Source organism: Streptomyces sp. NPDC127190 (genome assembly GCF_042672505.1).
GTDB lineage: Bacteria > Actinomycetota > Actinomycetes > Streptomycetales > Streptomycetaceae > Streptomyces.
Genome location: NZ_JBHXVE010000016.1, coordinates 172,754 through 185,353, shown reverse-complemented (window position 1 = coordinate 185,353; position 12,600 = coordinate 172,754). Strand labels below are relative to the sequence as shown.

The window sequence follows — 12,600 nt, the reverse complement described above, 5'->3', positions numbered from 1 at the left end:
GGGGCAGTGTGTGTAAACATCGAAACCCGACCCCCTAGCTAAACCCACGGTCAAACCTCTCTCGCGACCACCCCCCCACTCCACCCCCCGCCCTGGGGGGGGGGCCCGTTTCGTCCCGCTGCCTCAGCCGCCCGGGAAGCGGCGCACACCGGAGGGCGTCACCACCGCGTGCACCGGCCGGTCGTGCCCCTCCGCCGGGACGTGGGCGACGACCTCCGCGTCGTACAGCAACACCACGAGACTGGGGCGCGCGCCCGCGTTCGCCAGGCGCGCCAGCACGCGGTCGTACGACCCGCCGCCCCGCCCCAGCCGCATGCCCTGCGCGTCCACCGCCAGTCCGGGGAGCAGGACGACATCGGCGCTCGTCACGGCGTCCGGGCCGAGCCGTGCGCCGGAGGGCTCGAAGAGGGCCATTTTCCCGCCATGTTGGACTCGCGCGAGGGAGTCCGGTCCGGCGTACTCGCCCCAGTCCAGGTCGTTGTCGGGCAGCAGCGCGGGGAGCAGCACGCGCACGCCCCGCGCCCGCAGCGCGTCCAGCAGCGCGAACGTGGCGGGCTCGCTGCCCACGGAGACGTACGCCGCCACCGTGCGCGCCCGCGCCAGCTCCGGCAGGTCCAGGGCGCGTTCCGCCAGCGCGCGGCCCGTCTCGCGGACGTCGTCCTGCGTCAACCCGCGTCTCACCGCGAGGATCTCCCGACGCAACCTTCGCTTGTCAGGCTCGTCCGTGCTTCCGTCGTGTTCCACCGGTCGTTCTCGCACCCTTCCTCAATGCAGCCATAAAGGGTCAACCAACCGGAGCCACAGTTTCCCCACAAAGGCACCGGATATGGTTGCGGGCATGACTCAGTCGCACCCCAGGATCAGCAAGGCTGTCATTCCCGCGGCGGGCCTCGGCACCCGGTTCCTGCCGGCCACCAAGGCGACTCCCAAGGAGATGCTGCCGGTCGTCGACAAGCCGGCGATCCAGTACGTGGTCGAGGAGGCCGTGTCGGCGGGGCTCGACGACGTCCTGATGGTCACCGGGCGCAACAAGCGCCCGCTGGAGGACCACTTCGACCGCAACTACGAGCTGGAGTCGGCGCTCGAGAAGAAGGGCGACGCGGAACGGCTCGCCAAGGTGCGGGAGTCCAGCGATCTGGCGACCATGCACTATGTGCGCCAGGGCGATCCGCGGGGTCTGGGTCACGCCGTGCTGTGCGCGGCCCCGCACGTCGGTGACGAGCCCTTCGCGGTGCTCCTCGGCGACGACCTGATCGATCCGCGCGACCCGCTCCTCCAGCGCATGATCGACATCCAGCAGCAGCACGGCGGCAGCGTGATCGCGCTCATGGAGGTCGCGCCCGAGCAGATCCACCTCTACGGCTGCGCGGCCGTGGAGGCCACCGCCGAGGGCGATGTGGTGCGGGTGACCGGTCTGGTGGAGAAGCCGGACCCGGCGGACGCGCCGTCGCACTACGCGGTCATCGGCCGCTATGTCCTCGACCCGAGCGTCTTCGGCATCCTGCGCACCACCGAGCCCGGCCGCGGCGGCGAGATCCAGCTCACCGACGCCCTCGAACGGCTCGCCCAGGACGAGAAGCTCGGCGGCCCGGTGCACGGCGTCGTCTTCAAGGGCCGCCGCTACGACACCGGCGACCGCGGCGACTATCTGCGTGCCATTGTCAGACTCGCGTGCGAACGTGAAGACCTGGGCCCGGACTTCCGGACCTGGCTCCGCAGTTACGTAGCCGAGGAGATGCAGCAGTCTTGAGCAGCGCCGCGACCCGCCCCGCAGGCCCGGACGACCTGTGGTCGGTGGACGAGCACCTGGAGGACATCCTCTCGACCGTCCGCCCCCTGGAACCCATCGAGCTGCAACTGCTCGACGCCCAGGGGTGCGTCCTGGTCGAGGACATCACGGTGCCGGTGTCCCTGCCACCGTTCGACAACAGCTCCATGGACGGGTACGCGGTGCGGGTCGCGGACGTCGCGGGTGCCGGCGAGGAGTTCCCCGCCGTCCTGGAGGTCGTCGGGGACGTCGCGGCCGGTGCGGCCGAGCCGGTCCGGGTCGGCCCCGGGCAGGCCGCCCGGATCATGACCGGCGCCCCGCTGCCGCCCGGCGCCGAGGCCGTCGTACCCGTCGAGTGGACCGACGGCGGGCTCGGCGAGGGGCCGGTGAGCGGCATGCGGGCGCGCAGCCTCGCGCCCGAGGGCGCCGAGGGGCACGTACGCGTGCACCGCCCCGCCGAGGCACGCGCGCATGTGCGCGCCAAGGGCAGCGATGTGCGGGCGGGCGACCGCGCCCTGGCGGCCGGGACGGTCCTCGGGCCGCCGCAGATCGCCCTGCTCGCCGCGATCGGCCGCGGCACGGTCCGGGTGCGCCCGCGCCCGCGCGTGGTCGTGCTGTCCACCGGCAGCGAACTGGTCCAGCCCGGCGAGGGGCTCGCAGGCGGCCAGATCTACGACTCCAACAGCTTCGCCCTCACCGCCGCCGCGCGGGACGCCGGCGCCATCGCCTACCGGGTCGGTGCCGTCGCCGACGACGCCGAGACCCTGCGCTCCACCATCGAGGACCAGCTCATCCGCGCCGATCTGCTGGTGACCACCGGCGGGGTCAGCGTCGGGGCGTACGACGTCGTCAAGGAGGCGCTGTCGCACGTCGGCGACGAGGACGAGCCGGGCAGCGGCGTGGAGTTCCGCAAGCTCGCCATGCAGCCCGGCAAGCCCCAGGGGTTCGGCTCCATCGGCCCCGACCACACGCCCCTGCTGGCGCTGCCCGGCAACCCGGTGTCGTCGTACGTCTCCTTCGAGCTGTTCGTCCGCCCCGCCATCCGCGCCCTGATGGGCCTGGAGGACCTGCACCGGCCCCGCGCGCGGGCCACGCTCACCGCGGACAAGCCGCTGCGTTCGCCCAAGGGCCGCCGGCAGTTCCTGCGCGGCGCGTACACGGACGGCGAGGTGACGCCGGTCGGCGGTGCCGGCTCCCACCTGATCGCGGCTCTGGCGCAGGCCGACGCCCTGATCGTCGTGCCGGAGGACGTGGAGGCCGTCGAGCCCGGAACCGAGGTGGAGGTCGTCCTGCTCGGCTGACGCACGCGCGGGTGCCGTCCGCCGGACGGTCCTGATCCGCTGCGCCCGCCGACATGGCGGTACCGTGTCGCGCACAACAGGCCCGTGCACCGCACTGCGACGGGCCCGGACCGGGAGCGCCACACAGCATGAGTACGCAGGACCGACTGACGCACATCGACGACGCGGGCGCGGCCCGCATGGTCGACGTATCCGGCAAGGACGTGACCGCGCGCACCGCCCGTGCCAGCGGCCGGGTCCTGGTCTCGCCCCGGGTGGTGGAGCTGCTGCGCGGCGAGGGGGTGCCCAAGGGTGACGCCCTCGCCACCGCGCGCATCGCCGGCATCATGGGCGCCAAGCGGACCCCGGATCTCATCCCGCTGTGCCACCCGTTGTCGGTGTCCGGTGTGACACTGGACCTGTCGGTCGCGGACGACGCCGTGGAGATCCGGGCCACCGTGAAGACGACGGACCGCACGGGCGTCGAGATGGAGGCCCTCACCGCCGTGACGGTCGCCGCGCTCACCGTGATCGACATGGTCAAGGCGGTCGACAAGGGGGCGGTCATCACGGACGTACGGGTGGAGGAGAAGACGGGCGGAAAGTCGGGCGACTGGAGCCGGGCATGAGCTACCGCGCGCTGGTGATCACCGCTTCCAACCGGGCCGCCGCGGGCGTCTACGAGGACAGGGGCGGCCCGCTGATCGCCGACGGCCTGAAGCGCTTCGGGTTCGACGTCGACGGCCCCCAGGTCGTCCCCGACGGGGATCCCGTGGAGGCGGCCCTGCGGGCGGGCGTGGAGGCCGGTTACGACGCCATCCTGACCACCGGCGGCACCGGCATCTCGCCCACCGACCGCACCCCCGAGGCGACCCGCGCGGTGATCGACCGCGAGGTGCCGGGGATCGCGGAGGCCATCCGGGCGTTCGGCCGGGAGAAGGTCCCGACCTCGGCGCTGTCGCGCGGACTGGCCGGGGTGGCGGGCGGGACCCTGATCGTGAACCTGCCGGGGTCCACCGGCGGTGTGAAGGACGGCCTCGCCGTCCTGGAGCCCCTGCTGGTGCACGCCGTCGACCAGATCCGCGGCGGTGACCACCCCAGACCCAGCAGCGGGGGTGCGAGCTGAACAGCCCTTCCTGGCCCGTCGTGCTGGCGGACGGCGATGTCGTCCTCCGCCCGATAAAGCTGCGCGACCAGCGGGCCTGGCGCGAGGTGAACCGGCGCAACCGGGACTGGCTGCGCCCCTGGGAGGCGACCATTCCGCCGCCCACACCGAGCGGACCGGTCACCCACCGGCCGACCTACCGGCAGATGGTGCGGCATCTGCGCTCCGAGGCCAACGCGGGACGGATGCTGCCGTTCGTGATCGAGTACCAGGGGCAGCTGGTCGGACAGCTGACGGTCGCCGGGATCACCTGGGGGTCGATGTGCTCCGGGCACGTCGGCTACTGGGTGGACGAGGCGGTGGCCGGGCGCGGGGTGATGCCGACGGCCGTCGCGCTCGCGGTGGACCACTGCTTCCGCGCCGTGGGACTGCACCGCATCGAGGTCTGCATTCGCCCCGAGAACCGGCCCAGCCGGCGGGTCGTGGAGAAACTCGGATTCCGCTCGGAGGGGCTGCGGCCCCGGTATCTGCACATCGACGGGGCCTGGCGGGACCATCTCGTCTTCGCGCTCACCGCGGAAGAGGTGCCCGAGGGGCTGCTGGCCCGCTGGCGGCGGGAACGCTCCCGGAACGCCTCGGGCAACGCCTCGGGCAACGCCTCCGGGAACGCCACGGGGAACGCCCCCGGGAATCGCACCCAGCCCTAGAAATTGAATATGTGTTCGAAATTGATCGGCGGTTGACCGGGCCGGCGTATCGAATTCACCCCTGTGGCCGCCCGCTGATCGCATCGGTCGCAAAAAAAGCTGGAAATATCAGCCGGATCGTGCGACACACCGGCTCAATTGGCAGATGGCCTCACGCAAACCCCTCTACGGTGTGAGACGTGAGCAGCAGCGGCCTCATCTACGCAGTCATCGTCGGGGCCTGGGCCGCCTACTTGGTGCCGATGTGGCTCCGTAGGCAGGACGAGCTGAACGAAGCCCGTCCGACGGAACGCTTCAGCACCGCCATCCGGCTGCTGTCCGGAAGGGCGGGCATGGAGCGCCGATACGCCAGGGACCTGCGGGCGCGCTCCGCCCAGGAGGGGGAGCCGGACACCGGCGATCCGGACGCCGTCACCGACTCGGTGGACGTCCGGGCCTTCGCCATGCCTCCGACCCGCCGTCAGGTGCGCCCGGAGGGCGAGCCGGAGGCGCCGTCGAGCGCGGAACCGGCGGACGACCGGATCACCGCCCCGGCGCCCCAGTCCGCCACCGCGCCCGCGCAGAACCGCGGGCCGGCCGAGCGGCGTTCGCCCTCGGCACAGGCGGCCGCGGCACGCGCCCGGCGCTCGAAGGTACTCGCGCGCCGCAGGCGCACCACCGTATTGCTCTTCCTCGCCTTCACCCTCGGCGCGATCGTCGCCGCCGTCGGCGGGCTGGCCTTCCTCTGGGCGCCCGCCGCGCCCGCCGTGATGCTCAGCGCGTACATCGCCTATCTGCGGGCCCAGGAGCGTCGCCGCTTCGCCTACCAGATGGACCGCCGGCGGGCCGAGGTCGCCGCCCAGCGCCTGCGCGAGCGTCAGCCGCGCCGCCGCGCGGTCCTCGACGACGGCCCCGGCGCCGACGAACCGGAGGGCGCCCCCGAGAGCGGCACGGACACCGGTCTCTCCACGCTCGCCGCCGACCGGCGCGCCCTCGTGGAGCAGACCGACCACGCCGAATGGGTCGACCAGCAGCGCGAGCGGCAGCGCCGGCCGGGCCACGGGGACAGCTGGGACCCGGTGCCGGTGCCGCTGCCGACGTATGTGACCGCGCCGGTCGCACCGCGCGCCACCTCGGACGTGGACCTCGGGGCGCCCGACACCTGGAGTTCGGCGCGGTCCAGCTCGGTCGCGCCGGAGCAGGAGGCGGGGCACGCGCCGGGGACCGAGGCGGACGAGTCGGCGCTCGGCTCCGAGGACAAGCCGGCGGACGGCCGGAGCGGCGCGCTTCCCCCCGCCCGGAAGCGCTCGCGCGGGGGCAGCTCCGGCGCGGCCTCCGCGCGCCGGGCGCGGGATCGCGGACGTACGCCGCTCTTCGACCAGTACGAGGACGGCGACCGCCCGCGCGCGGCCAACGAGTGATCGGTGGCCCGCCGGTGACCCCCGTCCTGACCAGTCGGGGAGCGGATTTCCAAGCACCGCGATCGGGATGCTAGAGTTTCACTCGTTGCAAGGGCCTGTGGCGCAGTCCGGTAGCGCACCTCGTTCGCATCGAGGGGGCCAGGGGTTCAAATCCCCTCAGGTCCACGCATCACCTTCTTGAGGCGACTCAAGTCGGTAACGAGATCCCGGCGATCATCATGATCGCCGGGATCTTCGTCGTTTCCGGCCCCGCTCGGCGCCGGAACTCGCCCCTTCTCAGAGCCGCTTGGCGAAGCAGCGGCTCTCCTCGTGGTGGCGGTAGTAGCCGAACTTGGCGCACGGGGCGTAGCCGCTGGAGGTGTACAGGGCGATGGCCTCCGGCTGCTTGGTGCCCGTCTCCAGGACCATGCGGACGCGGCCGGCGGCGCGCGCGTCCTCCTCCAGCGCCGTGAGCATGCGGCGGGCCAGGCCGCGGCCGCGCATCTCCGCGATCACGTACATGCGCTTCAGCTCGGCGTCGCCGTCCTCGTTGCCCTCCTCGTTGCGGTCCTGGCTGCGCCAGCCGCCGGTGGCCACGGGGCGGTCGTACTCGTCGTACGCGATCAGGTACACACCCCGGGGCGGGTCGAACTCCAGGGCGTCGAGGGCCGTGGCGTCGCCGCCGTCGCCGTAGCGGAGGTGGTACTCGGCCTGGACCTCGTCGTTGAGCTTGACGGCGTCGGGGTGGTCGAAGCGGACGCGGCGTATATTCATGCTGGGCATCGTACTTCTATGCGAAGGCGGGTCCCGGGGTTTTCCGGGCTCCGACCAGTGTGCCGGTATCGTGCCCTGGTGCTGACTGTGACCTCGGTGAACGTGAACGGGCTGCGGGCCGCCGCGAAGAAGGGCTTCGTGGAGTGGCTCGCCCAGACCTCCGCGGACGTCGTCTGCCTCCAGGAGGTACGCGCCGAGCCGCACCAGCTGCCCGAGCAGGTCCGGCAGCCCGAGGGCTGGCACGTCGCGCACGCCCCGGCCGCGGCCAAGGGGCGCGCCGGCGTCTCGCTCTACACACGGCGGGAACCCGACCGGATCCGGGTCGGCTTCGGTTCCGCCGAGTTCGACGGCAGCGGCCGCTATGTCGAGGCCGATCTGCCCGGCGTCACGGTCGCCTCCCTCTATCTGCCCTCGGGCGAGGTGGGCACCGAGCGGCAGGACGAGAAGATCCGTTTCATGGGGGAGTTCCTCGCCCACCTCAAGGAGCTGCGGGTCCGGGCCGCCGCCGACGGGCGCGAGGTCGTCGTCTGCGGCGACTGGAACATCGCCCACCGTGAGGCCGACCTCAAGAACTGGCGCGCCAACACCAAGAACGCGGGTTTCCTGCCCGAGGAGCGCGCCTGGCTCGACCGGGTGTTCGACGCGGCGGACGGCGGCTACGCCGACGTCGTGCGCGCCCTGCACCCGGATGTCGAGGGGCCGTACAGCTGGTGGTCGTACCGCGGGCGGGCCTTCGACAACGACTCGGGCTGGCGCATCGACTACCAGGTCGCGACGCCCGGGCTCGCCGGCAGGGCGGTCAAGGGGTTCGTGGAGCGCGCGGCCACACACGCCGAACGGTGGTCCGACCATGCCCCGGTGACCGTCGTCTACGACCTGTAGCGGCGCCTGGTCAGCCGGTCTTCTCCTTGGATATGCGGCGGTCCAGGGCCAGGGAGAGTTCCGCCTCCACGACGCTGCGGGCCAGCGGGCGCAGCCGGTTCAGGTCCTCTTCCGGGGCGTGGCGAAGGACCAGGTCGGCGAAGAGTTCGGCCAGGGCGTCGACGTGTTCCCGCACGCGCGCGCCCGCCGCGAGCACCTCGCCGAGCGGAATGCCCTCGCGGACCAGTGCGGACGAGACGTCCAGCAGCCGGCGGCTGATGTGGACGATCTCGTCTCCGTCGGTGCCGAGGTAGCCCAGGTCCAGGGCGGCGGCGAGGTTCTCCGGGGTGACCTCGCCCTCGAAGCGGGCGGCGAGTTCCTCCGGGGTGAGCCGCACCGGCTCCTCCTCGGTGGGGGCGCCGACGCCCAGCAGGTCGGCGACGTCCCGGCCGTGCTCGAAGGCTTCGGCCAGCTCCGCGATGCCGTTCAGGGTGTGGCCGCGCTCCAGCAGGGCCGCGATGGTGCGCAGACGGGCCAGGTGATGGTCGTCGTACCAGGCGATACGGCCCTCGCGGCGGGGCGGCGGAAGCAGTTTGCGCTCGCGGTAGAAGCGGAGCGTGCGCACCGTGATGCCGGCCAGGCGGGCCAGCTCCTCCATGCGGTACTCGCGCGGGGTGCCGGCGCTCGGGTGTTCTGCGTCCTCTGCCACGCCCGCAGCCTATGGCGTACCGCCGGTAACTTTCCTTCCGCGCCCCCTACCGCTCGGTACGGAGCTGCTCTACAGTCCCATTGCGCCAGTGTTCACTGGCAGAGTTCCTCGATGGGGCCTGGAGGCTTCGGGATGGCCGAGCAAGAGCATGTGCGGGTGGCGGTGATCGGGTCCGGGTTCGGCGGACTCGGGGCCGCCGTGCGGCTGCGCCGCGAGGGAATCACCGACTTCGTCGTCCTGGAGCGGGCGGACAGCGTCGGCGGCACCTGGCGGGACAACAGTTACCCCGGGTGCGCCTGTGACGTGCCCTCGCATCTGTACTCCTTCTCCTTCGCGCCCAACCCGGACTGGCCGCGCACCTTCTCCGGCCAGCGGCACATCCGCGCCTACCTGGAGCACGTCACCGACCTGTTCGGACTGCGCCCGCACCTCCGCCTCGACTCCGAGGTCAAACTGATGAGCTGGGACAACGAGCAACTGCGGTGGAACATCGAGACCACCCGCGGCTCCCTGACCGCCGATGTCGTCGTCTCCGCCACCGGACCGCTGTCCGACCCGAAGATCCCCGAGATCCCGGGCCTCGAGTCCTTCCCGGGCAAGATCTTCCACTCCGCGCGCTGGGACCACGACTACGACCTGCGCGGCAAGCGCGTCGCCATGGTCGGCACCGGCGCGTCCGCCATCCAGATCGTCCCCGCCATCCAGCCGAAGGTCGGCCGGCTCACCCTCTTCCAGCGCACCCCGGCCTGGGTGATGCCCCGGGCCGACCGCGCCATCAGCGGCGCCGAACGCCGACTGCACCGCGCCGTGCCCTTCACCACCCAGCTGCGCCGCGGGCTGCTCTGGGGCATCCGGGAGCTCCAGGTGCAGGCGTTCACCAAGCACCCCGACGAACTCGGCCTGGTGGAGCAGCTGGCCAAGCGCAACATGGCCCGCGCCATCAAGGACCCGGCCCTGCGCGCCAAGCTCACCCCCGACTACCGCATCGGCTGCAAGCGGATCCTGCTGTCCAGCACCTACTACCCGGCGCTGGCCCGGCCCAATGTGGACGTCGTCGCGAGCGGGCTGAGCGAGATCCGCGGCTCGACGGTCGTCGCCGCGGACGGTACGGAGGCCGAGGTCGACGCGATCATCTTCGGTACGGGCTTCCACGTCACGGACATGCCGATCGCCGAGCGCGTGGTCGGGACGGAGGGCGTCACGCTCGCCGAGTTTTGGAAGAACGGCATGCAGGCACTGCGCGGCGCCGCCGTGGCCGGCTTCCCGAACTGGATGACGATCATCGGCCCCAACACCGGCCTGGGGAATTCCTCCATGATCCTCATGATCGAGTCCCAGCTGAACTACATGGCGGACTATCTGCGCCAGCTCGACGTCCTCGGCGGCCGCACCGCCCTCGACGCCCGGCCCGCCGCCGTCGAGGCCTGGAACCACCGGGTGCAGGAGCGGATGAAGCGGACCGTCTGGAACACCGGCGGCTGCACCAGCTGGTACCTCGACGCGAGCGGCCGCAACACCACCATCTGGCCCGGTACGACGACGGAGTTCCGCCGGGCGACCCGGCGGGTGGACCTGGCGGAGTACGAGGTCGTCCGGAGGCCCGCTGAGCCGCGGCGACCAGCGCGCGCGACCCAGGAACCCGCTCCCGCGCACGCCGGCAGCGCTCAGCAGGGGGAGGGCGCCGCATGATCCGGCCGACCCCGGTCGCCTCCGGCCCGTACGTCCCGCCCGTACCCTCCCGGGTCCTCACCGTCACCTCCGCCGACGGCGCGCGGCTGCATGTCGAGGTGCACGGTCCCGAGGACGCGCCCCCCGTCGTCCTCTCCCACGGCTGGACCTGCTCGACCGCCTTCTGGGCCGCGCAGATACGGGAACTGGCGGCCGACCACCGGGTGATCGCGTACGACCAGAGAGGGCACGGGCGCAGCCCCGCGAGCCCCGACTGCACCACCGACGCGCTGGCGGACGACCTCGAAGCGGTGCTCACCGAGACGCTCACCCGCGGGGAACGGGCCCTGATCGTCGGCCACTCCATGGGCGGGATGACCGTCATGGCCGCCTCCGGGCGCCCCCGCTTCCGGGAACACGCCGCCGCCGTCCTGCTGTGCAGCACGGGCAGTTCCCGGCTGGTCGCCGAGGCGCGCGTGCTGCCGATGCGCGCCGGGCGGGTGCGCACCTGGATCACCGGACGCATCCTCGGCTCGAGCGCCCCCCTCGGCCCGGTCACGCCGGTCGCCAAGAGCATCCTCAAGTACGCCACCATGGGCGCCGGTTCCGCCCCGCACATGGTGGAGGCGTGCGCGCGGATCGTGCACGCCTGCCCGCGCGCCGTGCGCCAGGTCTGGGGCGGCGTGCTCGCGGCGCTCGATCTGGAGCACGGGGTACGGGAACTGCGCGTGCCCACCGCGATCGTGCACGGCGCGTCCGACCGGCTCACGCCCCCCGCACACGCCCACGCGCTGGTCGCCGCGCTGCCGCACTGCGTCGGCCTCACCGAGCTGACCGGCGTCGGCCATATGACCCCGATCGAGGCGCCCGAGCTGGTGACCGGCCGGATCCGGGAACTCGTCACCACATACGTCACGGGGAACGGCCCGTACGTCGCGGGGAACGGCCCCGAGCCGCACCCCACCCCCGTGCAGCAGATCAAGGAGGGCGCATGAGCAGGGTCGGCCTCGAAGGACAGGTCGCGGTCGTCACCGGGGCGGCGCGCGGCGTCGGCGAGCTGCTGGCGCGCAAGCTGTCCGCGCGCGGGGTGAAGGTCGCGCTGGTCGGGCTGGAGGAGGAGGCGCTCAAGGAGGTGTCGGGGCGGCTGCACAGCGAGAGCGCGTACTGGTACGCCGACGTCACCGACCACGAGACGATGAGCCGGGTCGCGCAGGAGGTGAAGGCGCGGTTCGGGAAGGTCGACATCGTGGTGGCCAACGCCGGGGTGGCGACGGGCGGTCCGTTCATCGACTCCGACCCGCAGGCGTGGCGGCGGGTGATCGAGGTGAACCTGATCGGTTCGGCGGTGACCGGGCGCGCGTTCCTTCCGGTGCTGGTCGAGAGCCGTGGCTATCTGCTCCAGATCGCCTCGCTCGCCGCGCTCACCCCGGCGCCGATGATGTCGGCGTACTGCGCCTCCAAGTCGGGCGTCGAGGCGTACGCGCACAGTCTGCGCGCCGAGGTCGGCTACCTGGGCGTGCGGGTGGGCGTCGGCTATCTCTCCTGGACCGACACCGACATGGTGCGCGGCGCCGACCGGGACGACACGATGCGGGAGTTGCGGCAGCGGCTGCCCTGGCCGTCGAACAAGACGTATCCGCTCGGCCCCGCGGTGGACCGGCTGGTCGAGGGGATCGAGCGGCGCTCGGCGCATGTGTACGCGCAGTGGTGGCTGCGCGGCATGCAGGGCGTGCGCGGATATCTGCCGGCGCTCATCGGGTCGGTCGGCCAGCGCGAGATGAAGCGGTTCGCGCCCCGGTTGCAGGGGATGCGTCTGGGACTCATCGGCGCAGGTGGGGAGGCGGACGAAGAGGCGAGCACTACGCACCGTAACTGATCCACATGCGTACCGTGAGGGCCCGTGTGACGCTGGTCGAGGCCCCACCGAGGGGCCGACCCCAGAACCCTCACCCACCACGGGAGTGAACCCACATGGGTACGAAGGACCAGTTCCGCGACAAGGCCGGCCAGTGGCAGGACAAGGCCAAGGACAAGCTGGGCCAGGAGCGTGAGCGCGCCGGCCAGCAGGGCCGGCAGCCGCAGCGCGGTCAGCAGCCGCAGCACGGCCAGCCGCAGCGCGGTCAGCAGCCGCCGTCCGAGCGGGGTCGCCAGAACATGGGCGACATCGACGACACGGAGCGGGAGATGCAGGACCGGCTCGACCACGACTACGACATGTAGCACCGTGCTCGGCCCCGGCCGGTCATCGGGCGCCCGCCATTAAGGGGGGCGCCCGCACCCAGTCCCCAACTTGCGAGGCGGCCGAGTCGGGCGGGCCCGGTGGGGGGTGTCGGGGTATGAAGGGGGGAA

The 12,600-nt window shown here is 72.4% G+C and carries 14 protein-coding genes and 1 tRNA gene; 12 read left to right on the top strand and 3 right to left on the bottom strand.

The window, feature by feature from the left end; translation table 11 throughout:
* Positions 1–123 precede the first annotated feature (123 nt).
* Complete coding sequence (locus ACFVIU_RS24390) at positions 124–744, bottom strand: 5-formyltetrahydrofolate cyclo-ligase (protein WP_385845011.1); 621 nt, start codon at positions 742–744, stop codon at positions 124–126.
* A 94-nt stretch (positions 745–838) separates the two neighbouring features.
* On the opposite strand from ACFVIU_RS24390, the gene galU reads away from it, so the two are divergent.
* The 7 genes from galU (at position 839) to ACFVIU_RS24355 (ending at position 6,425) form a co-directional block, all read left to right on the top strand.
* Entirely contained in the window at positions 839–1,750 is a 912-nt protein-coding gene (gene galU, locus ACFVIU_RS24385) for a UTP--glucose-1-phosphate uridylyltransferase GalU (protein WP_385845010.1), read from the top strand.
* On the top strand, positions 1,747–3,069 hold the full coding sequence (gene glp, locus ACFVIU_RS24380) for a gephyrin-like molybdotransferase Glp (RefSeq protein WP_385845009.1): 1,323 nt from the start codon (positions 1,747–1,749) through the stop codon (positions 3,067–3,069). Before galU ends, glp begins: the two co-directional genes overlap by 4 nt.
* Positions 3,070–3,197: 128 nt before the next feature.
* Entirely contained in the window at positions 3,198–3,677 is a 480-nt protein-coding gene (moaC, locus tag ACFVIU_RS24375; protein ID WP_385845008.1) for a cyclic pyranopterin monophosphate synthase MoaC, read from the top strand.
* Complete coding sequence (locus tag ACFVIU_RS24370) at positions 3,674–4,174, top strand: molybdenum cofactor biosynthesis protein B (RefSeq protein ID WP_385845007.1); 501 nt, start codon at positions 3,674–3,676, stop codon at positions 4,172–4,174. The genes moaC and ACFVIU_RS24370 overlap by 4 nt, the downstream gene beginning before the upstream one ends.
* Positions 4,175–4,194: 20 nt before the next feature.
* On the top strand, positions 4,195–4,860 hold the full coding sequence (locus ACFVIU_RS24365; protein ID WP_385845005.1) for a GNAT family N-acetyltransferase: 666 nt from the start codon (positions 4,195–4,197) through the stop codon (positions 4,858–4,860).
* 179 nt (positions 4,861–5,039) lie between these two features.
* Positions 5,040–6,260, top strand: coding sequence for a gephyrin-like molybdotransferase receptor GlpR (glpR, locus tag ACFVIU_RS24360; protein ID WP_385845004.1), 1,221 nt, complete (start codon positions 5,040–5,042; stop codon positions 6,258–6,260).
* 91 nt (positions 6,261–6,351) lie between these two features.
* Positions 6,352–6,425 (top strand) — tRNA-Ala (locus tag ACFVIU_RS24355).
* 111 nt (positions 6,426–6,536) lie between these two features.
* On the opposite strand, the gene ACFVIU_RS24350 is transcribed toward ACFVIU_RS24355, so the two are convergent.
* The gene (locus tag ACFVIU_RS24350) at positions 6,537–7,013 is read right to left on the bottom strand and encodes a GNAT family N-acetyltransferase (RefSeq protein ID WP_385845002.1); all 477 of its coding nucleotides are present in this window, start codon (positions 7,011–7,013) and stop codon (positions 6,537–6,539) included.
* Between the two features lie 78 nt (positions 7,014–7,091).
* Here ACFVIU_RS24350 and ACFVIU_RS24345 point away from each other — a divergent pair, with 78 nt between their 5' ends.
* Positions 7,092–7,895: an exodeoxyribonuclease III gene (locus ACFVIU_RS24345; RefSeq protein WP_385845001.1), complete on the top strand. Its 804-nt coding sequence runs from the start codon at positions 7,092–7,094 to the stop codon at positions 7,893–7,895.
* 10 nt (positions 7,896–7,905) lie between these two features.
* Here ACFVIU_RS24345 and ACFVIU_RS24340 read toward each other — a convergent pair whose 3' ends face one another.
* Positions 7,906–8,532, bottom strand: a complete 627-nt coding sequence (locus tag ACFVIU_RS24340) for a MerR family transcriptional regulator (protein ID WP_385845059.1) — start codon at positions 8,530–8,532, stop codon at positions 7,906–7,908.
* A gap of 183 nt (positions 8,533–8,715) precedes the next feature.
* On the opposite strand from ACFVIU_RS24340, the gene ACFVIU_RS24335 reads away from it, so the two are divergent.
* From ACFVIU_RS24335 to ACFVIU_RS24320, 4 genes are all read left to right on the top strand, one after another.
* Complete coding sequence (locus tag ACFVIU_RS24335; RefSeq protein WP_385844999.1) at positions 8,716–10,272, top strand: flavin-containing monooxygenase; 1,557 nt, start codon at positions 8,716–8,718, stop codon at positions 10,270–10,272.
* Entirely contained in the window at positions 10,269–11,246 is a 978-nt protein-coding gene (locus ACFVIU_RS24330) for an alpha/beta fold hydrolase (RefSeq protein ID WP_385844997.1), read from the top strand. The genes ACFVIU_RS24335 and ACFVIU_RS24330 overlap by 4 nt, the downstream gene beginning before the upstream one ends.
* The gene (locus tag ACFVIU_RS24325) at positions 11,243–12,127 is read left to right on the top strand and encodes an SDR family oxidoreductase (RefSeq protein ID WP_385844996.1); all 885 of its coding nucleotides are present in this window, start codon (positions 11,243–11,245) and stop codon (positions 12,125–12,127) included. Before ACFVIU_RS24330 ends, ACFVIU_RS24325 begins: the two co-directional genes overlap by 4 nt.
* A gap of 95 nt (positions 12,128–12,222) precedes the next feature.
* Positions 12,223–12,471 carry a hypothetical protein gene (locus tag ACFVIU_RS24320; RefSeq protein ID WP_385844994.1) on the top strand — a complete coding sequence of 83 codons (249 nt, stop codon included), beginning with the start codon at positions 12,223–12,225 and terminating at the stop codon, positions 12,469–12,471.
* The last annotated feature ends 129 nt before the right edge of the window (positions 12,472–12,600 follow it).